Raw genomic sequence first — 24,547 nt, forward strand, 5'->3', positions numbered from 1 at the left:
CCTGATCATCCTGCCTTGCGGAAACGTTTCAGTTCCGTTGATGTGCGGGACCGTCAGTCGCCACCCAGCTCTTTTACTGCCGCCAGAAGACGGGCAATTTCCTGCTCTGTGTTGTAGTGGCAAAACGAAATGCGGATACAGTCCGGCAGACCCAACGGTGTCAGGACATTGCCCGAATAGTGGTCCGCTTTGCGGGTGTGAGTGCGGATACCTTGCTGGTTCAGCACTTCAACCACGTCTTCCGAGGCTTTGTCTTTCACCACGATAGAAACCAACCCCTCGCGCGCCGGGTTTTCTGCCCCCGCCAAAATGGTCACGTGATCCATATCGCGCAGTCCCGGCAGGTTGCCTGTGCCGTTAATAGCGGTGTTGGTCAGATGCGTTTCATAGGCGTGAATAGCGTGACCTGCGGCCTCGATCCGCTTGCGAGGGTCGCTTTCATCCGAAACTTCGCCACCCAGCCAATCGAAATACGAAACCACGTCCGATACTGTCGCGTAAGACCCGGTGTCGCGGGTACCGAACTCCCACCCTGTGGCGGGTGCGTCGATCAGAATATCATGCGGCAGGGCGCTTAGCTTGTCAGAGATCCAGGCAATGCCATAGCCATGGCGCGAGAAAACTTTGTAGGGCGAGATCGCGTAGCCATCGACATTATAAGCGTCCAGGTCCAGTTGTCCGTGTGCCGCGTGCTGGATGCCATCAACAACAATCAAACAGTCCGGCGCAACCGCCCGAATGGCCGCAGAAATTGCAGCGACATCCATACCCATGCCCGTAACGGGTGACGCATGCAGGATCGTCGCCACGGCCACATCCGGAGTCATAAGTGCGGCATAGTCCTGAGGTGTTACCAGACCTGTTCCATTGTCATGAGGCACATTCACATAGTCCAGACCTGCGATCTCAGCCCAACGTCGCGCGGCACTGCGGGTGGCGGGGTGTTCGATGGACGACCCGATTACCTTGGACCCTTTTGGCGCGGCCAGGCAGGCCGTGCGGATCATGCGGAACAACAGTTCCGTCCCGCTTTCCCCGGCAAAGAACTGACCAGACGAGGCGTTCATGAACACGGCCAGATCTTGCTTGGCCTTGTTGATGACGCCCTGGGTGCCCTGCCCCGCTGGGTTGGTACGGCCCGGATTGTCCGGGATCGCTGCATAAAAGGCCGAGGTTTCCGCGACTGATTTCAGCGTCAACGCACCACCTGCGTTCTCGAAAAAGATCCGTTCACCTTGAAACGGGCAGGAATCGACATGCGCGAACCGGTTACGGATTGCTTCGATGAGGGCGGGATTGTCTTGGATCATTGTTCAGTCCTGTAAGTTTTCAGAGCGCGCGGCTCACGATCGTGCGGCAAAGCTCGGCCACCGCGATATGGCTTTGGCGTGGGAAACCGTCGACACTGTCATCGACGATCCCGTGAGTTGAGTTGATCAGGCCGCTGGCGACCATCGTATCTAGCAATAGGGCCTCTCGGTCTGGTGTGTGCAGCAGTTTCGCGTCACCCGCACGAGCGGCCATTGCTGCGGCAATTGCAGTGCAGCCCCAGTTTGAACAAGCGGCTGTCACCAGCACATCACAGCTGGTCACTGCCCCAATGCCACCGCCGCATCCGCATTGGCATTTATCTCCGTACGGTACGTGTGCCTTTACGTGGTCGGCGACTTTGCCCATGCCAATCTCGTTGCCGCCATCTCCGACTGCGACAACAGGAATACCGCGCTCCAAAGCCAGATCGAACAGGAAATCAACACGCGCACGACCCATGCCATAGTCGATACCGCGCATGGAATGATAAACACCGAATTCATTGCGCCCCACCCGTTCTGTCGAGAACAGAAGATCGGGGTTCAGGTCTGCCAGCAGCGTTTCTGCCTGCGCCTGCCCGCCCGCGTCATCGGTCGCGTATGGCAACATGACAATCGTGGCGAGGCTTTTGTCGGCCTTGGCAATTGCCGCCTGGTCCAACGTCACCGGAAACAACCCCGCTGCCTGACAGGTGTTGCGAATTGCGGGCAGCAGAGTTTCTTCGCACAACATCACGCAGGTCACGTTCCGCGCCAGCACCAAAGCCCTTGCAATCGCCGCCGCACCCGAGGGGCCATCGTTTTCGCCCAAATCCGGCGTGATCCAAGCGCGCGAGACCGAACCGGTGGTCAACACAACCGTCCCACCCTCGGGCACCGCCATCAGTGCATCCGCTGCCGCACCGATCAACGAGCGACCTTCCAGCGCACGTGCAGCCTCGAACAGGTGCTCGACGCCACGCTCGCCCATGTCGATGTTCACCAACTGGTCCAGCCGGTCGTCCAGTCGTGTGATCAGAGTCGTATCGGCCATTCACGTGTCTCCAAACAGCGTTGCCGCGAACCATGTTTTGTCGTTCAAATTCTGCGCCGTCTGGCGCATTGCCGACATCAAACAGTCAGCCACCGCCACTGCGCCTCCGGCGCGGGCCACGGCACCGGATGTTGGTTTCAACCGGATCGAAACACGCCCGCCGGGTTGACCATGTGTATTGACCGTCACAATGCCTTTGTCACGCAACATCAACATACCAATCACGGCCGTAACTTCGGCTGGGGCGACATCGGCCTTTTCGAATCCAGCCATGCCAAGAACGATTTCCATCGCGTCTTGTTCGTCAATTTTCGGGCCCAGCGCTGATCGCGTTACCTGACCTTTCCCCAATGCGGCTTCCAACGCATCGGCCAGGTCTTGCCCATCCTGTGCCTCTTGCAGCAACAGGTCTGGAGTGAACCCCTGTAAGCTGCGCATCGCACCGACGGCAACGGGCGCGCGGGCCTCCATCCCTAATTCGCTGGCTTTGGCCTGCACGGGGACCAACACAACCGGGTCGCCACAAAGAACTCCGGCACGCGGACCGGACAAACCTGCCTTGTCCGCATTAGTGATGACCAGATCGGCCCCAAAGGAAAGCGACGCCCCACCGCCATGCAGAACAGGGCGGAACCGCGCCCCGTAAGCGTCGTCAAGGAACGTGACGCAGCCCGCATTTTTGCCTGCCGCCACCGCGTCGCGGATCAGGTCATCGCTCAGCATGGACAGCTCTGAAGTGACAGGCGTGATCACAAACAACGCAGGGCTGTCCTCGGCTAACGCCTGTTGGACAGACTCCAGATCGTGAACTTCACGGACCTGCACATTGGCCAGCCGCGCTCCGCGCAGAACCGAGGCATGGCTCCGGTCACCTTTTGCAACCAACGACAACACCGGCTTGCCTGCGGAATGGGCCAATACAGTAGCAACGATCCCGGCGCTTGTACGGTTCACCACCGCTGCAACTTCGTGCCCCTGCCCACCCATATGCGCGATTGCGGCTTGGCGCAGTTCTTCGCCAAAAAGGCCGGGACCAATCCATTCTTCGCACAGCAGGCTCAGATCGTCCGGCGTCGCTGGGTAGAACCGCAGGTTCCCGGTACAAATGGCGATCTTGTCGATACCTTCGCGTGCCACGAAATCTGCAGCAACGCGACCCGCCTGCGTCAGCCTGCGCACCTCATCCGCTGAACCTTGCAACAGCGAACCCCGGGCATATCCCACACCCGGATCAATGGTATTGTCGAAGCGATCCGTGCTCACGCGCCACCCTCGATGTTGATGGTGACACATTTGCGGTAAGTGTAGGCCTCAAGTGCGCCTTCGATCGAGTATTCGCTGCCCATGCCCGATTGCTTGGTGCCGCCATAAGACATACCGGGGATTTGCCCGCCGCCCTGATTGACCTGTATCCAACCCGCATCGATGGCACGCGTCAGGCGCGTGATGCGGCTGACATCATGGGTAAACAGAAACGCGGCCAGCCCGTAATGGGTGTAATTGGCCATGGCGATGACTTCTTCTTCCGTCTCGAAGGGGATGGCGACCATGACCGGACCGAACACCTCTTCCCGCGCGATGCGCCAATTGTTGTCGACACCGGTGATGATGGTCGGGTTGGGACAGAAGCCAGCCGGGTCCTCAGCCGGAGTTTCCCCGATCAGGAAAGTGGCCCCTTCGGCTTCGGCTTCGGCCACATAGGCACGGATCTCGCCGTAGCGTTCAGCGTTCACGACCGCGCCCATATCTACATCCGGGTCCAGCGCGTCGCCCACATTCAATGCAGCCGATTTCTCGGCAACCTTGGGCATCAGCTCGTCCCAGATATCCTTGTGCACAAACAGCCGTGAACCCGCGGTGCAGCTTTGACCCTGACGGGCAAAGCGCATGGCATTCGCCACCTGCTGCGCTGTGCTGTCCAGACGACCATCGGCAATGGCGTCTGGGAAGACGATTGTGGGGGATTTACCGCCCAGTTCCAGAGTCAGCTTTGCGATGCGATCAGCCGTGGCCTTGCCGATCAGTTTGCCGACCTCGCTTGAGCCGGTAAAGGACACCTTGTCGATACCCGGGTGCGAAGCAAGCGCTGCACCTGCTTCTTCACCCAGCCCCGTCACAACATTGAAGACCCCCGGCGGAAACAGACCATCCGCAAGTTCAGCCAGCTTTAGGATCGCCAGCGGTGCGTCTTCGGCCGGTTTCAGCACCAGACAATTCCCGGTTGCCAATGCCATCGAAATCTTCACCGCCCCCAACTGCAAAGGAGAGTTCCAGGGGATGATCGACCCGACAACCCCATGCGGTTCGCGTGTGGAATAACTCAGTAATCCAGGCCCAAGCGGCAGAGTCTCGCCTTTCTGTTCAACCGCCACGCCGCCGTAATATTTGAGAACACCAGCAGCACCCATCGCCTCGCCCCGCGATTGCGTCTTGATGGCGTTACCGGACTCTGCCGCCAAGACACGGGCCAACTCTTCAGCGTTTTCTTCCAGGCGACGTCCGAGTTCGGTGAGCAATTTGCCACGCTCACTCGCTGCCAAGGCGCGCCACGCTGGCAACGCAGCACGGGCGGCTTCGACTGCCAAGTCGACCTCGACCGACGTGCCGCGACCGACTTCGCAAATCGGCGCACGGCGCGAGGGGTTTTCGATCTCGAGCCGCCCTTCAGGCCAATGCCAAGCCCCGTTGATATAGTTTCCAGCCAAACCCGCATCGGGCAGTTTCGGTTCCAGCGGTGTTGTCATCCCTGTTCTCCTTGGCAGGCTGGGGCAATTCAAAATAAGGCGCGCCGCCGAAAGTTGGGAGAGCCGGCGGCGCAGAGATCAGGCGAGAGCAAATGCCCAACCTCAATAACGTAATCAGATTTTGGCGCGCACCACAGCCCAGGCATCGTCCAATGCGCCTTTGAACCGCTCTGTTGCGATGTCGATCTCGTCTTCATTGATGATCAGCGGCGGCATAAAGCTCATCCGGTCACCGATCGCACGCAGGTACAAGCCCCGATCATGCGCAAAGTTCTGCACAAGCTCGCCAACTTTCCAAGAGGGATCAAACGGCTCGCGGGTTTTTGCGTCCTTCATCAGCTCAAAGCCGCAGAACAGACCAACACCGCGCACTTCGGCCACCAGAGGGTGGTCGGCCATGGCGTGGCACTTTTCAAGGAACCGGGTCGAGACCTTGCGAACGTGGCCCACCAGATCAATCTCATCATAGATGTCAAGTGCCTCAAGCCCAACAGCCGCCCCAACAGGGTGGCCTGCGTAGGTGTAGCCATGCCCGAAGGTGCCGACCTCATCCGAGTTTTTCATCATGTCGGCATACATCTCGTCCTTGAACATCAAAGCAGAGATTGGGAAAAACGCTGCCGAAAGCGCCTTGGCGCAAGAGATCATGTCAGGCTCCAGCCCCCAGGTCTGAGAACCCCACATATTGCCGGTTCGACCAAAACCGCAGACCACCTCGTCAGCCAGGAACTTGATGTCATACTTGCGCAGAACCGCCTGCATTTCCTTCCAATAGCCTTCAGGTGGCATCAGCGCGCCGCCACCGGAAATGGCGGGCTCGGCGAAGAAAGCTGCAACAGTTTCAGGGCCTTCCGCCAATATCAGTTCTTCGAATTTTGCAGCCATCCGGGCCGAGAACTCCTCTTCGCTCTCACCGTCTATGTGGAAGCGGTAATAGTTCGGCAGCTCGGTATGTTTGAATTCGGGCAGCGGCAGACCGAACTTGGCGTGCATATGTGGCTGACCCGACAGCGAAACCGTGGCGATTGTATTGCCGTGGTAACCCCGCACCCGCCCTATGATCTTGCGGCGGTTCGGCTCGCCTTTGGCGGTGTTGGTGTACCACAACAGTTTGATTGCGGTGTCATTCGCCTCGGACCCCGAACACTGGAACATCACCCGGTCCATATCAACCGGCGCCATTCCAATCAGACGCTCACCCAACTCCGCAACCCGTGGATGTGAACGATTGTAGAATGTGGGCGCAAAAGGCAGCACATCCATTTGCCGCTTTGCCGCGTTTGACAGACGTTCGTTGTGGTAACCCAGCGACACGCACCCCAGCCCGGAAAAACCATCGATGATCTCGCGCCCTTCGCTGTCATAGATGAAAACCCCCTTACCATGAGTGATCATCGTCGGGCCGTTCTCGGCATGTTGGCGCAGATTCGACTGAGGATGGACGTGATGGGCCTTGTCCTGTTCGATCGCGCGTCGGGCGTCAACGTTCATGGGGGATGCTCCAAGAGAAAACCTGGCGGGACTTCACCTTGTTATTGACTGAATTTCAATTTCGAAGTTTTTTGGTTTTCGTGAATTTTTTTCAGGCTAGAAACACATGAAACCGCTGCTTGACCTGCGCCACCTGCAACTGATCCAAGCCATCAACGAAACGGGTCGGATCACCGATGCCGCCAAGAAACTGGGGGTGACGCCATCGGCCCTTTCGCACCGTCTGCGCGAGGCCGAGCGCCGCCTTGACGTGCCCCTTTTCACCCGAATGCACAAGAAACTGCGTCGCACACCGGCGGCGGACTATATGGCTATCGTGGCCGAACGCATCCTGACCGACCTTAGCCGTGCAGAAGAAGACGTGCGGCGCATGAACGCCAACGTCCAGCATGTGGTGCGTCTGTCTGTCGAAGCTTACAGCAACTATCGCTGGTTGCCCTCTTTCATCAAATTTATGAAATCGCGCACCGACGGGATCGATATCCAGATCATGGCGGGCGCACGTAGCGATCCGCTGACCGGTCTTTTGAACCGGCATCTGGACATTGCGATTACTTCGGGCACGGTTTCGCAAGCAGGACTCAGCAGCATCAAACTGTTCGATGATCCCCTGCTTTACATCATGCCACCGTCGCACCGACTGGCCGAGCGTGCATATGTCGAAGGCTCAGATATCGTAGGAGAGCCCTTTATCACTTATACAAAGATCCCAGAACCCGACCGGGAATTTGCATTGCTGTTCCGCCCGACGGACAGTTACCCGAAATGGGCTGCAACCGTTGAACTGCCCGAGGCAATTGTCGAGTTGGTCGCATCGGATCTGGGCACAAGCGTGCTGTCCAACTGGGCGCTGCAATCCGCGCTGAAAGAAGGTCGCATCGTTGGCGCGCAGGTCACTCAAGATGGCATCACTGTTCCCTGGCATGCCGTTTTGCGCTCGGAGGACTTGGAGGAAGGTGATCCGATTCATCAGATCGCAGAATTGTTGTCTGAATGGTGTGGCTTACCGGGCTGTGGGTTTCACATAACCTGAACCCTAAGGTCAAAGTCTGGCTAAACCGCAGCTACAGGATTGTTCCAGGCGCAGACATGAGAGGTTTTTCGTTTTTCAGGTGGCGGTCTATCAGTTTCCGCTGTTGCTTGCCCGTAGGTATGAACCCGGCAGGCTCTGGCAACACGTCTGTCTGCGTCAGTTCCGGGAACAGCGCGATGATCTCTTCCCGTGCCGCGTCACTGACCGCTTTCAGCGCTTCGGGTCCGGTAAACAAACTCTCGGACGGTGTGCCTTCCGCGAAGACAATCTCGTGTCGATCAAACAGTAAATGGAAATACTCGACCTCCCGAACCGACGTGTCCACGTAAATCCCCGGAAGGCTTGTCAACTTGATTGCCGGGACAAGAACCTCTGAGACACCAAACATGCGGCTGGCAATGGTCGAGCAAACCAGCATTCGGTGTTGCCGGGACACCAACAAATCCCGCTGCGGAAACCCATTTCCAAGCGAACCGGCAAGAATTCGAACCGGGTAAAGTTTGGAATTGGTCCGAAGCTCTGCCTCTTCAACACGCCGCCTGCCGATCCACCGTAACGGCTGTGGGCCATTGTCCCGCGTTAGAACAAAGTCCGACAATGTGATCTGTTCGATTTGCTTTGGTCCGGTTGTCGTTGCGATCCACGTGGACCGGGTAAAGCACGGCACAAGTGTGTTTTCGTTGATCGGCGGGCGGCCCCCAGATCCCGGGCCTTCTGCTGCCGAAATAACCTCAAGCGGTACCCCGCGCGGTGGGAAAGAGCCGACAAAAGCCACGCCTTCGGTGGTTCCGAACGAAGGAGACGAGCTAACAATGTTGACACCAAGTACCTGATAGGTTTGACCGGTACTGTTGTCGCGCAGCGTAATGACGTATTCGGCCTCAATACGCGTTCCATCGGAATAGGTGGTGCCATCAAAAACCTGATCACCGTTTAAACGCTGGTTCCCGTCGTTGTCGTCAAAATTGACGTCTGAACCACCGTCTGACACGTTCAGATCGGTCAATGGGCCAGTGCCGATCGTAATAAACTCGCCGACAAGGTTGGACCCATCACCCTGGCTGAAGCCACTCAGGCTTTCACCCCCGGTGATCGAAACCTGGCTGGCACCCAATGCATGTACGATATAATCGGCCATGTGCCTGCTATTCCTGTTCAGCCCTCGTACACAGGCTAATGGATATGCGGACCCTTGCAAACATATCCACAGGGCAATCCTTAACGAGTGTTACCTATTGGTCGTTGTTTCGCCTGACGCCGAGAGGAACGCGGTGATCATTACGCCTGATCTGACCTGCTGCTGGCCAGCACAGTGCGCAGCGCTTCGGCGGCGGCCTCCAGATCAGCGCAGACTATGACACCGATTTTGGTCAATCGGTCAGAGACATCCACTGGCAGGCTTGTATTGCTGCCGTCGGGTATTTCATTCAACCGGCCACCAATTAAAACCGGCACGTCAAGCCCGGCTTCTTTCAGCTTGTGCAGCAGGGATTTGGAATAGCGCAGCGCCACGCCATTATAAGTGCTGAGCGCGATGGCGTCGGCAGAGCTTTGCCTGACCAATGCCACTACATCATCCGGGTCGCTGGAGACGCCGCCATCTTCAACATCAAAACCTGCTTTGGTGAACACCAGATCCAGAAGCATTTTTCCATGTTCGTGCACATCGGTGGTAGCCGTCAGAATGCGGGCGGGAGATTCAGCCAGACGGGTCATTGCCTGACCCGCGTCAGATGCCAGAAAGCGCGCGGCTTCTTCCTCTAGTTCGCGATATGTTGTGGCACTTACGATGGGAATTCTGCGCCGCGGTGCATCAGGCCTTTGCGCGCCTCCGCCAAAGGTCCGTTCCAAGGCACGCCCACCGATACGGCGCAGAGCCAACAGCATCTGGAACGGATCGTTAGTGTCGATGCCACCTTGCGACAATCCCGCAAGAACCCGATCTGCAAAACGATGACCCTCTCGCAAGAGCGTGTCGCTGATCCGGTCAATCTCGGCCGTGTCAAACAGCGGCAGATACCCCTCTGCCAACTCGGTCAATCTGTGCAGATGACATTGCGCGTCGCAGATCTCGGTCACGTCGGGGATGCGTTCATTCTCACTCACCGGAACCGGATTCAAAGCGTGCCCGCTTGGACGCAGCCGCTGCGCCACAATGTCGGGCAAAAGATATGAGGACAGCCCCGCATAGTTTTCTGCATGTGTGCCTTTGTACAGCACCGTTGCACCGTAAATCTGCGATCCCGGCACTCCATCACTGATCTGTGCCAAAGCGCGTTGAAAGGCCATCCGCGTCAAAGGTTCAGTGAAATGGTGGCCGTAACACACTGCATAAGGCGCACCGATCAGCCCCGCCACAATGCGTTTTTCAAGCAACGCCTGACCCAGAACCGACGTCAGATCCTCGAAAACCGCAGCATACCCGTCGTCCAGATTGGAGTGCACCAATACCGGCACCGGCTGAGCGGCAATCAGACCAAGCGCCTGAACCGTCGCTTGTGTGGTCTCTACGTCATTATCGTATTCCGGCAAACGAAACGTGAAATATTGCCCCAGATTGCCGATCGTCGTGGCCCCGGCCGCCAGCGCGGCGCATGTGTTTTCAAGGGCTGCCGGAAAGCCCAGCATGAAATCACCAAAGTGCATTGCCGCTGGGCTGGCCTGTGTCAGACGTGCAAAGGCCTCTGCGTCATTCAAAATGACCCCGGTTCCGCGCGTTTTTTCCGTTCGTTGATGTCTTGGAAATCCCATCGACCAATCCAGGCACATGCCGAACCGATCGACCCGCGCACCGCGTCTGAGGCAACTGTCGTAAACCCTTTGGATGGCATCGACGCTATGTGCCAAATCGCGAAACCCCAGATGTGCGTGCTGCATCACTTGCCCGGATTGGATCATCGCCTTTTTATAGTCAATTTCGTTACTATAGCCGGTCGACGCCTGAAACGCGCTTGTGCCGACTTTCCAGTCCGACACCATTTTTTTGCCAGCGTTCAACAGATCTGCACCACTGATCAAACCCTGCTCTGGAAGCAGCGTTGCTCTGTCGATTCTCAGGTTTGGTTCGCTCATTTCGCCACAATGGCCAATCCAAGGCTACAGGCAAGGCCATTTCAAACGTTAATCCAAGCGTGTCCTGGTTTGGATTGGGAACACGCCTAGACACTTTCCCAAGGGAAACTGTCGAGCCGCTCAATCCCAGTTTCGGTCACCAGAACTTGCGTTTCCAGTTTCACGCTTTCCGACCCGTTTTCGCCGACAAGGCTTTCGACACAAACGACCATCCCCGGTTCAATAAATCCAGACATGGCCGTCTCATCGAAATCTATATGCAAAGGGATCACGGGCCATTCATCCGCCATGCCCACGCCATGCACAGCAAGCGAATACCGATAATCGACATGCCGATCCGGGATACGCCAGCTTTTTTCGTTGAACTCAGCATAGCTCACACCCGGCTTTAGCACGTCAAGGTTATGGTTGATCTGCTCTAAAGCCGTCGCATAGATCCGCCGCTGCGTATCCGTCATGGGGGTGTACCCGCAAGTCCAGCTGCGGCTGAGGTCCGCGCAATAGCCATAAGGACCGACCATATCCGTATCGAACGAGATCATTTCCCCCGATTGGCAAGCCCGATCCGAACACTCCTTGTACCAAGGGTTGGTATTCGGCCCACAGGTCAAAAGCTTGGTTTCAAGCCAATCACCGCCCGAACGCGCGTTTTCAAAATGCAGGTGACCCCAAAGCTCGCGCTCGGTCACGCCCGGCACCGAATGATCATATATGCGCGCCATTCCGGCTTCGCAGACCCGAATGGTCCAGCGCATCAACTCGATTTCCTCAGGGGATTTGATCGACCGGGCGCGTTCCGTCAATTCGGCCCCTTCGACATAGGTTAACCCTCGCTCCTGCAACGCGTGCAATCCTGGGCCGTCCAGCTTATCTGCCGCAAAGCGCTTGTTGCCACCCCCATGCTGACCGAGCACATCGGCTATTTCATCGGCCCAGGTTTCGACCCCGGCGGAGGCTTTGTCGCCCTTGGTCATAAACATCCACGACACGGCAGTACGAATTTCGTCTATTCCCGGCAGGCCATCGTTCAAATGCTCGCAGCCTTTGAACTCCCACAGGATCGAAGGACCGCCTGCCAGGATCATCGCATATCGCACCGGATTGTGGCTGGTCCATACCTGCATATTCGAGCTGTCTAACGCATACCGAATGTTGATCGGGTCATAAAGCAACAAGCCTGCCACATCATGCTCTGCCATTTGCTCGCGCAACCGTGTCAACCGATAGGCGCGGGCCTTGTCCAACGTGGTTTGTGATACAGGGCTGATCAGCGGCTTGTCCGCCCCGTCGCTGTTCAAATATGTCAGCTTGCGGTCATCTTTGAAGGCGTTGCGCGCCCGCGTCATGACACGGATCGACCATAAAAACCGATTTGTTCCTCAGCCGAGAAAGTGACGCCTGGTGTCTCGTAGAAGGAAAAAATCGCAATCACGCGTTCCGTGTCGCCTTTTACCGGCACCACGCGGTGCGGTGTGTTCACCCCGCGAAAAACGTTCAGCGCACCCGGCGCAGGCATGATCCGTTTGATTTCCGGATCCTTGCCAGCCAGAACAGCGGCCACGCCTTCATAGTTCTGGTCATCCGGTGTGCGCAGATCCTTGCGATACTCAAGTTCACCACCCACCTCAGGTGCCTGAAGCAGGATCGTGGTGGTAAATTCTGAGCGGTCGAAATGCCAGTTCAACCCCTCGCCGTCCCGCGTCGCCTGTACGTTCACTCGGGCCATCGGGTCGTCCATTTGATAAAGCCGTTCCTTGCCCATAGTTTCGGCCAGAAAGTCCGCGAAGGGCTGCCATTCATACACTTCGATCACGGGGTTACCCTCTAGCTGATCGGCGCAGAGCGTGTGATTGACCGTCTGCGATTTGATCATCGCGGGGTGATTGTCATCGATACCGGGCATTTCGTCTTTGAAATAGACATTGTGTTTGCGCGCATGCCGGAATGAGGCCGTTTCCATAGCAGGTTTCGCCTTGTCTGCCGCCTGCTGCGCAACCCCGGCTCTGAAAAACCCCGGCAGATTAAACATGCCATCAGAAGCCAGATCTGCCCGGCACTTATCTACCAACTTCGCGTATTCTGGACCGTCAGGTCGATCCAACGGGTAAGTTTCAAGATCAAGCAGATGATTCATGGCGTCCTCCTTTACGGCATTGAAATTCAATCTATGACAAAGACAACCAGAAAAATTATTGGGTATCATAAGATTTACTATGGGCTACAGTGACTCCCTTCCGCCTCTGACAGCATTGCGGGCCTTCGAAGCCGCCGCACGATGCGGCAGCTTCGTGTTGGCCGGGAAAGAACTGGGCGTCAGTTCGGCCGCCGTCAGCCTGCAGATCAAAACGCTCGAGGATCACCTGGGCAAAAGACTGTTTGTCAGAAAGGGCAATCGGATTTCACTGACGGATGCAGGTGAAATGATGTATCCCAAACTCGCCCGCGCTTTTGAGGAAATGTCTGACGCAGCCCGTATTGTGCAAAACGCGACACGTCCCAGACAATTAGTGATCAGCGTGCTACCGGCATTGGCAGAGCTTTGGTTTCTACCCAAGGCAGTCACATTTTCCGAAGAAACCGGAATACCGCTGGATATCCGCGTGCAGGAAGACCCAATCGATTTTGAACGTGAAGCCATCGACATTCGCCTGACCTATGGCTCGACGCTCTATCCAGGCTACCGGGAAGCAAGCCTGTTTTGGGATGTTGCGATACCGGTCTGCGCCCCTTCGTTCCAAGAGGCATATCCGAACATGGATGAATCCTTGTCACATATCCCCGACAGCAAGCTCATTCACAACAAATGGGGCCCCAGTTATGCCAGCGAACCACTCTGGTCGGATTGGAGACAGCAGGCCAGATCTGATGCGACACAGTTTTCCCATGCAGGTTTAACGATCAACGATCTGACGCTTGCCATCTCTGCCGCAAAAAGAGGAGCTGGCATCGCCCTGGTTCCATCCGTTTTGGCAAAAACCGATCTCGCATCCGGATTGCTCGTGACGCCTTCGCAGCATGCCCTGAAAATGAAAAAGGACTACGTTTGCGTGATGCCGCATGCTCGATCCGAAACCTCTGCCATCCGCCAATTCAGTGCGCACCTCGCACTTGATTGGGATTGAGAGAACAACCGACCGCAACGAAACACCCGAAAACACAGCGCCGCAGCGTTCTTGCGACTGGATGGACGGCGAGACGCTTTGCAGGGTGCCGTACTCGTAATTTCTTTTGATGCGAGACAACAGGACCCTGCTAATCTGTCCAAAATCGCCCTGTCGCAGATCTCTGTCTATTTTGGGGAAATGGCGAATGAAGTACTGACACTTTCAGATTAGAGGCGAACTTTATTGATTTATCTGGACGGTTTGCGGAAAGTGGTCGAGGAGTAAGTTGATGCGTGTAGGTCATCCCAATAGCCACAGTCAAACTTTGGGACGGAAACCCGCGCCCTTTTTGCGGGCCATCATCATTCTTTCACTCTTTTGTTTTGGTTTTTTCGGGTCTCGTTCAGCGTTGGCCTGCCAAGTTTGCGTCACCTTGCCTGAGGCTTCTCTGGCGGATCATTTGATTACCGCCGACGTCGTCGTTCTGGCCGCACCCGCGCCGGGTAATCCGTTCAAATTCGTGCCAAAGCGACAGATAAAAGGGGCACAGACCGTCCTTGAAAGAACTCCTGACATCCCTTTCCTTGTAGATAGCAGGACACGCGCCGCCTTCCGCGCAAATCCCTCGATGACGGTCCTGATGACGTTCGGAACCGTTACCAAGGATGGCGCAGGGCGCGGCGTTTCACGCAAATGGACGCGGATTTTCAATCTGACCCCAGAGCGTGAAGAATTTTTGAATGCCCTTTGGGCGGAGAAAAATCTTTGGCCGGGTGGAAAGTCCGCATCCGGCGCGCGCGTTGCGTTTTTTGCACGATACCTTTCACACAAGGATCAGGTGTTAAGAAACACCGCCCTGATAGAAATCGACCGGGTGCCGTACAGCAGCATCCAGATATTGCGAAATACGGTCGCCGCAGACAATCTGTTGCGTGAGTTTGACAGCCTCGGTCGGTTGAGCTTCGTTCCGGTTGCGATCCGACTATTGGGTTTGCAGCCCAACGATGAAAAGGCCAAACGCATTGTTCGGTCTCGATACCCCGGGTCTATTCTTCGAAGCTCTGGCTATGCGTATGATTGGGCGCTGGCTGGCATAGCCATAGATGGGCCAACAGCAGTAGACGCCATTGGCTCGGCTTTGCAGGCCGCAAACGTCAAACAAGACCACAAAGAATCCCTCATTCGCGCTTTGACAGATTCTGGTACTGTGTCGCCTGGCCTAAGGGATCAGATCATTCCAATCTTCTCTCGCGAACTTGCCCGGGACAACCTAACGGCCATGGAGATTGCAATTGCCATGCGCAATTGGGATGAGACACGCTTGGACGCCCAGCTCGGCAAATTGCTTCACATGGAAGACATTGATCCGGTCACGCAGTTCGTCATCCAAACTAAACTTTCTTCAAAGAACTGAAGTTCATCACAGCTGACGGATTGGGTCCTCTGATCGGTTCTGCGTTTTGTGCTTAGGCGGTGCACGCCGCTTGATTTTACCGGAAGCCAACACATCTACGCGCCAATTTCAATGCAGTTGGTCGAAGACGTTTTTCCACCTCTCACGTCTCCCTTCGCGACGCCTTCTACACCAATACAGATATGGTTTAATCGAGCAACTCTTCCTCGAAAGGATAACTGGAAAGCAGCTCAAAACCATTGTCGGTTATGAGTACCTGTTCTTCCAGCTTGACCCCATCACGCTCGCCCACGGCCCCTACGTAGCTTTCAACAGTCAGCACCATGCCAGCCTCGACCACGCCGTCATACGGGTTCAGTCCCGAGTGATAGGGAATGATCTTCGGGTATTCGTCACACATACCCACCCCGTGGTAGATACAGGGGTAGGCTTGTTTCTGAAAGGGTTCCGGGATTTCAAACGACTGCTTTTGCAATTCGTGAAAGGTTATCCCGGGACGCAAGAGCGCCATATTGTGCTGCACCTCGTCATAGGCAATCTGATAGATTTCCTTCTGCCGGGCGGTGGGCTTGGCGGGTCCGCAATGGAACGTGCGCGAGACGTCACAGAAGTAGCCCATCGGACCAACCATATCGGTGTCAAATCCAACCAGATCCCCGGATTCAATCACCCGCTGGGTCGCCTCTTGCAGCCAAGGGTTGGTGCGCGGGCCAGAACACAGCATCCGCCCGTCATGCCATCCGCCCTGGTTTGCCAGATTTGTGTAATTCAAAATGCCCCAAAGCTGGGTTTCGGTCACGCCAGGACGCAAAGCCTCCTTCATCTTCGCCATTCCCAGCTCTGCCACCGCCACTGACCACTTGATACATTCAATCTCGTCAGGAGATTTTATCAATCGGGCGCTTTCAGTCAGAGACACACCGTCAACCACCTCGAGACCGCGTTGCAAGCAGGCTTGAGTAACAGACGGGTTCAAATATTCAATCGCAACGCGCCGACTGTCAGAGCCGATTTCTTCGAGGTAACCGTGCAGACGATCAGCCAACCTGCGTGCATTATCCGCCAGGTTGGGGCCCGCATCAAAAAACGCGATAAAGTCCGCCGGTTCCTCTCGGTCTATCAGACGACTGTTACCATAACCTCCGAACACAATGGTCGGCCCGTCCTGCGCCATGAAGAGATAGGTTGTGGGGACTCGTGACTGATACAGCTGATAGGAATCGTAATTCGCGGCGTATTGCATACTAAGCGGGTTCACGATGACCAGCGCTGCCACGTCCTGCAGCTTCATCTGTTCCCGAATCCGACCTGTTCGGTACTCAAGAAGCCGCTCCAAATCGATGTCTGGCAGCTCGCGGACCTGACGCAGATCGCTCCAGCTGTCATCCAGAACCATCGTGTCCGGGCATTGTGGCACAATATTTTGCATTGGTGAGGGTCTCATCACTAAAAGCACGTCGCGCAGGCAGAATTGAGCTAGGTTTTTCAAAAAACTATCAATTCTGCGCCAAAATTTATGTCGCGTTCGCCTTCAACCAACGCTCGATTTTCTAAAGAGGTTTGTCCTTCTCGGTCATTCCACTTGAGGACAAAACCCAGCACTTCTTGTTCGAGGAGACAGCCGTTCCTTAGTTGTAGCAAATAAATCCCGCGGCCGCCCTGCTTGTGACTGATGTAAACAAGCAGAAATTCGGCCAACGCGTTCGACAGGTTTTGTTGTCTTTCAACCAACAACGATTGGGCCGCCGCGCAGACAAACCCGCATATGCGTGAAGTTGAGGACGGCGTCGAATGCTTGGAAGATTCCGTCCAAGCATCAAGCTAGCCGGCACTATGGCATCGGACACCGAAGCGTGGAAAGAACTCACGAGACATTCCACAGACGCGGTTTGGGACCGCAAGCTTCGCCCATTGCGTGAAATGCAACTTATAAAGGTTTGGTTAAACAGTTGACCTTCACTTTCCCGCCGCGCTCATATCGGTGCGACAGGAATCCGAAATAAAGTTATGTCTTGAACCATGAAGATAAAATCGTTGCGTGCCACACCGATTCTGGTGCCGCTTGAGGCGCCATACATCTGGTCTTATGGAACTCTTGATGCCTTCACCAAGTGTGTAGTCGAAGTTGAAACGACCGATGGTGTGATCGGCATTGGCGAAGCACCATCATATATCGCGGCCCCTATCATCAAGGACTGGGCCGAGCTTTTGGTGGGGCGTGATCCACTGGATATTGTTGCGCTGGAACGTCTGGTCCTGCCATCCCAACCCTTCAATCATTCGGTAACCGACTTTGCCAAACGCGGCGCTTGGGGCGGTGTGGAAATCGCCCTATGGGACCTGCGGGGCAAGCTGTGGGGCCAACCCGTTGCCAACCTTTTGGGCGGCATTCAACGCCGGGAGATTCCTTTTACTGACTACTTTTCCTATCGCCTGCCGAATGGCGACGTTAAAGGAGAGACGAACATCGCAGAAGTTGTGGACTATTGTCTTTCTTTGCGCGAGCAATTCGGCACAACATGGTTCGAAGGCAAAGTGTCGAACCCTGACCTGCGGGCCAACATTGATCTGATGCAAGCACTGAGGGATGCCCTTGGTCCCGACACTATGCTACGGATCGATAGCAACCAGGCCTTTAGCCTGCCGTCGGCACTTTACCTTGCGCCTGCGTTCTCCGAGATCGGGTTGCGGAACTGGTAGGACCCGACACCCGAATGGCGTCAAATGCGCAAATTGCGGCAGCATTGCTCGATCCCGTTTTCCGGTCACAATCTGGACCTAGGAAAAGCTGTCGCATACGGCGTTCCCGATGCTTTGGTCTCGGACGTTGCCGGTATGGGCGGCTTTTCCGCAATGATGCGTTTCGTTTCTGCCTGTGAAGGCGCAGGGATAGACTTTTGGTGCTACTCAGGTGACAGCGGGTTGGGCACTGCGGCCTACTTGCACGCATGCGCTGCCCACCCGCATATCCGCGAGCCCAACCAATCCCTCCTGCGCCAGCAGCCCAATGACGTGATCGTCGAGGGGCCATTCAGCCCTCGGGGCAACCACCTGATGCTTCCTAATGGACCAGGTCTGGGTGTCACATTGGATCGGGACCGATTGGCTTATTGCGCAAACTTGCTGTGCGAAAATGGATTGCCAAACAAATTTTTCGACCCGGATTTCCCAGGCACGATGCGGCGGCTGCCGCTGATCTGAATGAACAAACGCAGAGACCAAAGATGACAAAGACGATTTCTCTGGAACAGGTTGAAAACATTGCTTTCGCCGCCTTGTGCAACTCTGGCGCCAGTGCAGAACAGTCGGCCCCCGTTGCCTGGTCGATCCGCGCGGCCGAAGCGGAAGGGACACGCGGCATTGGGCTGGGCTTTTTGCCCTACTACTGCAACCATTTGCGTGTCGGAAAGATCAGGGGCGAGGCCGTCCCCGTCGTCACACAATTGCTGCCCGGCACCGTCGCGGTAGACGCTGCGGATGGCTTCGCGCATCCTGCCTTTGAGGCTGCCGAAAACCTTCTGGTGGAGACGACCCAGACTCAAGGTATAGCGGTGCTTGGAATATCCAACGCTTACGCGTGCGGCGTCCTTGGGTACTTCACAGATAGGCTGGCGCGGCGAGGGCTGATCAGCCTGATGGCAGCAAATGCGTCTTCGACCATGGCGCCGTGGGGTGGCAAGACGCCATTCTTTGGCACCAATCCCTGGGCCTTCGGAGCCCCACGAGAAGGCGACCCTTTGGTTATCGACAGCTCATCTTCGGCGACAGCCTTTGTCAATCTGGCCAATGCGGCGGCCACTGGGGAACCTATTCCTGCGCACTGGGCATTGGACACGGAAGGCCAACCGACAACCGACCCGACTGCGGCTATGGCTGGTTCCATTGCGCCGGCGGGCGGGCACAAAGGTGGAGCTTTGGCGCTTATGGTCGAAGTCCTGTCTGCTGGTCTGAGTGGTGCGCATTGGTCGTTCGAGGCTTCTTCTCTGGGCGACGATATTGGCGGGCCGCCTCGTCTGGGCCAAACCATTATTGCGATCCGGCCTGACGGGCTTGGCGCAGTGGGTTTTACAAGATCGTTGGAGGGGATGCTTGCCGCCATGGTTCAGGATGAAGGCGTCCGGATCCCAGGGGATCGGCGACACAAGAACCGCCAACACGCTGTGACCGAAGGTGTTAAGTTGTCTGAAACCGAGGTAACTGCATTGATGGAATTGTCAAAGTTGGAACTGTGAGGCGCTAAGCTTAGAACTTACGCGTTTGAACACGGCCCTAGTTTCAACAGGGCAATCGGCACAGACGCATCAGGACCGCAACGCGTGGTCCGTAGAAAGAAAAATACCTTTCTTCTACAGGTTCTAATCATTGGCAATTCGTCGTTCTGCACATGCGATTCAGAAAAAAGGACGCTTCCGAGTTCTAACGCAACGCGTGCGAGAGCACCTAGTTTCAATGCTTGGTGCAATTGCACAATTCCGCACGTTTAAAGACGTCATGCTCGACGGCTTAAAGGTAGAAGTTTTCCTCCCGTCTGATGAACACAGTGCTGCATTTTTCGAAGCCTTTTCCGGTCAGTGACACAGTTGTAACCAGCGCGTCTGGATACCAGACTTCAACCCTCTGGACGCGGTTCAACTTATCCCATAGAACCACTTGCAACGCATCGTCCAGAAAAGGACCAAATTCATGATTCATCCGTCGCTGGGCTGAACGCCCCAAATCATCCAGAGCAAAAACGCTCAATCTTGCGACTTTGAGGCCGGACCGAGTCCGGTGTTTGAATCATGACAGACCATATCCTTGTGTCCCAGGCGCAAACGCGCGCTGAATTGTTGCCGCTGATCAAGTTAGCCGTTCCTTTGATGGTGGGACTTGCCGCAGCGCTTTTGATCGGTGTGGTCGATACTGCGATGATCTCACCCCTCGGAACTGTGCCTTTGGCGGCAGCTGGAGTGACCACTGCGGTTTTGATCATTCTGATCTCTGCCCTTTGGGGCGTCGTAACAGCGCTTTCAGTTCAGATCAGTCAGGCAGAGGGTGCCCGGGACCCTAAAAAGGTCGCCCTCGCATTACGTGGCGGGCTTTTGCTTTGTTTGCTGGGCGGTGGGCTTGCGGCCCTTCTCATGATGGCTCTTTACCCTCTTTTAGGTCTTTTGGGTCAACCAACGGAAGTTCTTGAGATCCTTTTGCCCTATTGGATGTCAATGGCGGTCTGGATCATCCCATTCACCTTGTTCTTTGGCCTCAAGGCCCTTTTCGATGCGGTGGGACGGCCCTGGACCGCAGTGGGCCTGTCCTATCTCGGCGTGCTCATCAACGTACCCGCCAACTACACCCTGATCCATATTCTGAACCTCGGGATTCTGGGCGCAGGTCTGGCCAGTATTCTTTCACAATGCGTGTCTCTGATTGCTGCTCTTGTTGTTCTTAAACGGGCCCCGGGATTGGCTGCGTTTCGTCAACGGGTTCAGGTTGTCTGGGCCGATGCTTGGGCGCAGGCCAAAGACGCCCTTCCGCTTTGTCTTGGTTATGCAGGCGAAGGAGGCGCATACGCCGTGGTTGGTCTGATGATGGGGTGGCTTGGTGCCGAAGCCCTTGCGGCACATCAGATTGTCAACGCACTGGCAGGACTGGCTTACATGATTCCGCTTGGAATGGCTGGCGCGGCCTCCATCCGTGTGGGCCTTGCAGTGGGGGCTTGCGATACCTCACGGCTGCGACCAATCCTGAAAGCTTCGTTTGTCATGGTGACCCTCTGGCAGGCGATTGCAGCAATCGTGTTCATAACCGCTGGTCGAATGATGGCAGAATCCATGTCCGACGATCCTGCGGTGGTCGATCTTGCCGTCACTCTGTTCTTTATCGTCGCGCTATTGCAGGTCGCCGATGGTGTTCAGGGTACTGCGCTTGGTGCGTTAAGGGGCATGTCTGACATGAACTTGCCTACTGTCATCACACTGACCGCGTATTGGCCACTTGCCCTGCCAGCAAGCTATGCCCTCGGCTTCGTTTTTGACTATGGCGCCATGGGTGTTTGGATAGGGTATACGATCGGTTTGGTCGTCGCGGCGGTTGCGTTGCCCATTCGATTTTGGTCGCTGACCAAAGCGTGACAATCGGATACCCAACGTTGTGTAGCCTTCAGTGTGGTGACCCTCCGATTGCGATAGTTATTTCCCGTGCTGCATCCAGGACCATTTCGCCGAAATAGGCGACGTTGGCTTTGTTGATCCTTGCTGTTGGGCCCGAGACGGAAATACCTGCACAAGGAATGCCGAACTGGTTCAGGATAGCCGCACCTGTGCATGACATGCCTGCATAGCGCTCTTCATCATCAAAGGACCAGCCGCGTTGCCGGACCAGCGTCAGATCCTCTAACAACGATATGGTTGATCGATGAGTGCGGTCAGTAAAGGCTTCGTAAGCGACATCTGACAGCAGAGCTTGAACCGTATTCGTGCTCATTTCGGCCAGCAATGCCTTTCCGGTCCCGGACGCGTACATGGGCGTCCGCGCGCCCGGAGGAAAGAAAGCGCGAATTGGATTTCCGGTTTCGACCTGACTGACGAATACGACGTGGCTGCCGTCAGGCATAGCCATGTTCGCGGTCTCACCAGTATCGCGCATGAGACGGCGCAGGATGGGTCGGCCGATTTCAACCACACTGTTGCGATTGAGGTAGGAGACCCCTGTTCGATAGGCCTCGATACCGACCATCCATTCCTGGCGTTGCTCGTCGAAACTGACATAGCCGCGGTTGGACAGCGTCGTCAGTATGCGATGCGTCGTCGCCGTTGGAACGCCGGTTTCCCGACTGAGGTCGCTGAGCGTAGAGCGTTCCAGGGCAGCGAGCGTTGTCAGTGTTTCCAACGCGCGGTCGAGGGATTGCAATGTCCCGGCCGAGCTTTCCTTGAAGATTGATTTGGGCCGTCCACGCGGTTTTTTGTGATTCTGCACCGGTTTTTTCCTGTGTGGTTAGGACCTTGATTTTAAGCGTCGCAGCGTATTTTTCAAAACCGGCATTTTCTTTCGCTAATATTGAAAAACTGTCTCTTTCATTTCTTTCAGTACGTTATGATATTTTTCCGTATAGTGAAAAACTTTTTCGAGAAAATTGCAAAACGCGCGTCTTGGTAAGATAATTTTACCAAACCGGAGGATTTTCATATGTCCACACAGAACCCAGTTTTCATTCCCGGCCCGACCAACATCCCGGATCGCTTGCGTTTGGCAATGCAGGTTCAGACCCAGGACCACCGCGCGCCGGATTTTGTAGAGACATTTGCGCCCGTGCTTGAAGACACCAAGCGGGTGTTTGGCTCCAGCGCGGGTCAGATCATCACCTTCCCGGCCAGCGGGACGGGCGGATGGGAAGCGTCGATCACCAACACACTCAGCCCCGGTGATACGGTTCTGGTGGCGCGCTATGGCATGTTCAGCCATCGCTGGATCGACCTGTGTCAGCGTCACGGGCTGGATGTTCGGATCATCGAATGCGCGTGGGGCAGCGGTGCGCCGGCAGACAAGTTTGCCGAGGCTCTGGCAGCCGACAAGGCCCATGAGATCAAGGCGGTTCTGGTCACCCATAATGAGACGGCCACCGGCGTACGTTCGGATATTGCGGCGGTGCGTAAGGCGATGGATGCCAGTGCTCACCCGGCGATGCTGTTTGTGGATTGCGTCAGCTCGCTGGCCTCGATGCCGTTCGAGTTCGATGACTGGGGCGTTGATATCGCGGTCTCGGGCTCGCAGAAGGGCTTCATGCTGGCGACCGGCATGGCGATCCTGTGCGTCAGCCCCAAGGCGCTGGCGGCAATGGAGACGGCACAACTGCCGCGCACCTTCTTTGACTTCCGCGACATGATGAACGCCAACGCATCGGGCGGCTTTCCCTATACCCCGCCGCTGCAGCTGATCTATGGCATGGGTGAGAGCCTGAAGATGCTGTTCGAGGAAGGCTTGGACAATGTCTATGCCCGCCACTTCCGTCTAGCCGAAGGCGTGCGCAAGGCCACCTCGGCCTGGGGGTTGGAGCTGGTGGCGCAGTCGCCGGATCTCTACTCGGACACCGTCAGCGCGATCTATGTACCCGACGGCTTCGACAGCAATGCCCTGACGGATCACGCCTTCAACGCCTATGGCGTCAGCTTTGGCATCGGGTTGGGCGAAATGAACGGCAAGGCCTTCCGCATCGGCCATCTGGGCAGCCTGACGGACGTGATGGTTCTGTCCGGTCTGGCCACGATCGAAATGGCCATGGCCGATCTGGACTATCCGATCGAGTTGGGCAGCGGTGTGTCCGCAGCGCAGGAATACTTCCGCGCGGGCCGTGCCACACCCATGCAATCTGCAGCGTAAGGAGGCCCTGATGTTGGATGCAATGACCACAGCCGATTGCCTGACCATCGCCGATATGCGCGAGGCGCATGAGCGGATCAAACCCCATATCAACCGCACCCCCGTGTTGCGGTCGGAGTATCTGGACGATCTGACCGGCGCGCAGCTGTTCTTCAAATGCGAGAACTTCCAGGAGGCGGGCGCTTTCAAAGTGCGCGGGGCCTGCAATGCGGTCTTTGGCCTGAATGACGAGGCCGCCGAGCGCGGCGTCTGCACGCATTCTTCCGGCAACCATGCGCTCAGCCTGTCTTATGCGGCGGGCCGCCGGGGCATTCCCTGCAACGTGGTGATGCCGCGCACGGCACCGCAGGCCAAGAAGGACGCGGTGCGCCGCTATGGCGGGATCATCACCGAATGCGAGCCCTCGACCACTTCGCGCGAGGCGGAATTTGCCGAGGTGCAGGCGCGCACCGGCGGTGAGTTCGTGCACCCCTATAACGACCCGCGCGTGATTGCGGGGCAGGCGACCTGTTCGGCGGAGCTGCTGGAACAGACCGACGGGCTGGACGCGGTGGTTGCGCCCATCGGCGGCGGTGGCATGATCTCGGGCACCTGCCTGACCCTGTCGAACCTGGCGCCTGAGGTGCAGATCTATGCCTCGGAACCGGAACAGGCCGACGATGCCTATCGCAGCTTCAAGGCCGGTCACATCATCGCTGATGACGCCCCGGTCACCATTGCCGATGGGCTGAAAGTGCCGCTGAAGGAAAACACCTGGCACTTTGTGTCGAACTTCGTGCGCGACATTCACACCGCCAGCGAAGACGAGATCATCGCCGCGATGAAGACCACCTGGAAATACCTGCGCATCGTGATGGAGCCCAGCTGCGCCGTGCCGCTGGCCACCATTCTGAAGCACCCCGAAGCCTTCAAAGGCAAACGCGTCGGCGTGATCATCACCGGCGGCAATGTGGATCTGGACAAACTGCCCTGGACCCGGGGCTGAGGAGGA

At 56.4% G+C, this 24,547-nt stretch carries 18 protein-coding genes and 1 pseudogene; 8 read left to right on the forward strand and 11 right to left on the reverse strand.

The features are described 5' to 3' along the window. Positions 1 to 53: 53 nt before the first annotated feature. The 5 genes from GOV90_RS16820 to GOV90_RS16840 all read right to left on the reverse strand — a co-directional run bounded on the left by GOV90_RS16820 (position 54) and on the right by GOV90_RS16840 (position 6,578). Positions 54 to 1,310 (reverse strand): aminotransferase class V-fold PLP-dependent enzyme, encoded by a 1,257-nt coding sequence (locus tag GOV90_RS16820; protein WP_171095214.1) that lies wholly within the window; start codon positions 1,308 to 1,310, stop codon positions 54 to 56. 19 nt (positions 1,311 to 1,329) lie between these two features. Next, complete coding sequence (locus GOV90_RS16825; protein ID WP_171095216.1) at positions 1,330 to 2,343, reverse strand: glutamate cyclase domain-containing protein; 1,014 nt, start codon at positions 2,341 to 2,343, stop codon at positions 1,330 to 1,332. Further along, positions 2,344 to 3,606, reverse strand: coding sequence for a selenocysteine synthase (locus GOV90_RS16830; RefSeq protein ID WP_171095217.1), 1,263 nt, complete (start codon positions 3,604 to 3,606; stop codon positions 2,344 to 2,346). Then, positions 3,603 to 5,087: an aldehyde dehydrogenase family protein gene (locus tag GOV90_RS16835; RefSeq protein WP_171095219.1), complete on the reverse strand. Its 1,485-nt coding sequence runs from the start codon at positions 5,085 to 5,087 to the stop codon at positions 3,603 to 3,605. Before GOV90_RS16835 ends, GOV90_RS16830 begins: the two co-directional genes overlap by 4 nt. Before the next feature lie 114 nt (positions 5,088 to 5,201). Beyond that, positions 5,202 to 6,578, reverse strand: coding sequence for an aminotransferase (locus GOV90_RS16840; protein ID WP_171095221.1), 1,377 nt, complete (start codon positions 6,576 to 6,578; stop codon positions 5,202 to 5,204). Between the two features lie 106 nt (positions 6,579 to 6,684). On the opposite strand from GOV90_RS16840, the gene GOV90_RS16845 reads away from it, so the two are divergent. Beyond that, on the forward strand, positions 6,685 to 7,611 hold the full coding sequence (locus GOV90_RS16845; protein WP_171095223.1) for a LysR family transcriptional regulator: 927 nt from the start codon (positions 6,685 to 6,687) through the stop codon (positions 7,609 to 7,611). A 31-nt stretch (positions 7,612 to 7,642) separates the two neighbouring features. On the opposite strand, the gene GOV90_RS16850 is transcribed toward GOV90_RS16845, so the two are convergent. From GOV90_RS16850 to GOV90_RS16865, 4 genes are all read right to left on the reverse strand, one after another. Next, positions 7,643 to 8,749, reverse strand: a complete 1,107-nt coding sequence (locus GOV90_RS16850; RefSeq protein ID WP_171095225.1) for a Hint domain-containing protein — start codon at positions 8,747 to 8,749, stop codon at positions 7,643 to 7,645. A 140-nt stretch (positions 8,750 to 8,889) separates the two neighbouring features. Next, positions 8,890 to 10,683, reverse strand: a complete 1,794-nt coding sequence (locus GOV90_RS16855; RefSeq protein WP_171095227.1) for a cobalamin-dependent protein — start codon at positions 10,681 to 10,683, stop codon at positions 8,890 to 8,892. An 86-nt stretch (positions 10,684 to 10,769) separates the two neighbouring features. After that, positions 10,770 to 12,029 carry a Xaa-Pro peptidase family protein gene (locus tag GOV90_RS16860; protein ID WP_171095229.1) on the reverse strand — a complete coding sequence of 420 codons (1,260 nt, stop codon included), beginning with the start codon at positions 12,027 to 12,029 and terminating at the stop codon, positions 10,770 to 10,772. Next, entirely contained in the window at positions 12,026 to 12,817 is a 792-nt protein-coding gene (locus tag GOV90_RS16865) for a 2OG-Fe(II) oxygenase (RefSeq protein WP_171095231.1), read from the reverse strand. Before GOV90_RS16865 ends, GOV90_RS16860 begins: the two co-directional genes overlap by 4 nt. Positions 12,818 to 12,896: 79 nt before the next feature. Here GOV90_RS16865 and GOV90_RS16870 point away from each other — a divergent pair, with 79 nt between their 5' ends. Both GOV90_RS16870 and GOV90_RS16875 read left to right on the forward strand, forming a co-directional pair. After that, positions 12,897 to 13,805 carry a LysR family transcriptional regulator gene (locus tag GOV90_RS16870; RefSeq protein ID WP_171095233.1) on the forward strand — a complete coding sequence of 303 codons (909 nt, stop codon included), beginning with the start codon at positions 12,897 to 12,899 and terminating at the stop codon, positions 13,803 to 13,805. 622 nt (positions 13,806 to 14,427) lie between these two features. Further along, a complete protein-coding gene (locus GOV90_RS16875; protein ID WP_171095235.1) occupies positions 14,428 to 15,201 on the forward strand; it encodes a hypothetical protein in 774 nt (257 codons plus the stop codon). A gap of 187 nt (positions 15,202 to 15,388) precedes the next feature. On the opposite strand, the gene GOV90_RS16880 is transcribed toward GOV90_RS16875, so the two are convergent. After that, complete coding sequence (locus GOV90_RS16880) at positions 15,389 to 16,630, reverse strand: Xaa-Pro peptidase family protein (RefSeq protein ID WP_216602348.1); 1,242 nt, start codon at positions 16,628 to 16,630, stop codon at positions 15,389 to 15,391. Between the two features lie 590 nt (positions 16,631 to 17,220). Between GOV90_RS16880 and GOV90_RS21400 the strand changes: the two are divergent. The 3 genes and pseudogenes from GOV90_RS21400 to GOV90_RS16895 all read left to right on the forward strand — a co-directional run bounded on the left by GOV90_RS21400 (position 17,221) and on the right by GOV90_RS16895 (position 21,311). Beyond that, positions 17,221 to 18,402: pseudogene (locus tag GOV90_RS21400) on the forward strand (mandelate racemase/muconate lactonizing enzyme family protein). Positions 18,403 to 18,425: 23 nt separating this feature from the next. Further along, complete coding sequence (locus GOV90_RS16890; protein ID WP_171095237.1) at positions 18,426 to 19,433, forward strand: Ldh family oxidoreductase; 1,008 nt, start codon at positions 18,426 to 18,428, stop codon at positions 19,431 to 19,433. 549 nt (positions 19,434 to 19,982) lie between these two features. Further along, complete coding sequence (locus tag GOV90_RS16895) at positions 19,983 to 21,311, forward strand: MATE family efflux transporter (protein WP_171095241.1); 1,329 nt, start codon at positions 19,983 to 19,985, stop codon at positions 21,309 to 21,311. Between the two features lie 28 nt (positions 21,312 to 21,339). Here GOV90_RS16895 and GOV90_RS16900 read toward each other — a convergent pair whose 3' ends face one another. After that, positions 21,340 to 22,155, reverse strand: a complete 816-nt coding sequence (locus tag GOV90_RS16900; protein ID WP_171095243.1) for an IclR family transcriptional regulator — start codon at positions 22,153 to 22,155, stop codon at positions 21,340 to 21,342. A gap of 210 nt (positions 22,156 to 22,365) precedes the next feature. Here GOV90_RS16900 and bhcA point away from each other — a divergent pair, with 210 nt between their 5' ends. Both bhcA and bhcB read left to right on the forward strand, forming a co-directional pair. Beyond that, the gene (gene bhcA, locus GOV90_RS16905; protein WP_171095245.1) at positions 22,366 to 23,556 is read left to right on the forward strand and encodes an L-aspartate--glyoxylate aminotransferase BhcA; all 1,191 of its coding nucleotides are present in this window, start codon (positions 22,366 to 22,368) and stop codon (positions 23,554 to 23,556) included. A 10-nt stretch (positions 23,557 to 23,566) separates the two neighbouring features. Further along, positions 23,567 to 24,541, forward strand: a complete 975-nt coding sequence (gene bhcB, locus GOV90_RS16910; RefSeq protein WP_171095247.1) for a beta-hydroxyaspartate dehydratase BhcB — start codon at positions 23,567 to 23,569, stop codon at positions 24,539 to 24,541. Positions 24,542 to 24,547: the final 6 nt, after the last annotated feature.

Origin of the sequence: Ruegeria sp. HKCCA5929 (assembly GCF_013034525.1) — a bacterium.
In the GTDB taxonomy this organism is placed as follows: Bacteria; Pseudomonadota; Alphaproteobacteria; order Rhodobacterales; family Rhodobacteraceae; genus Ruegeria.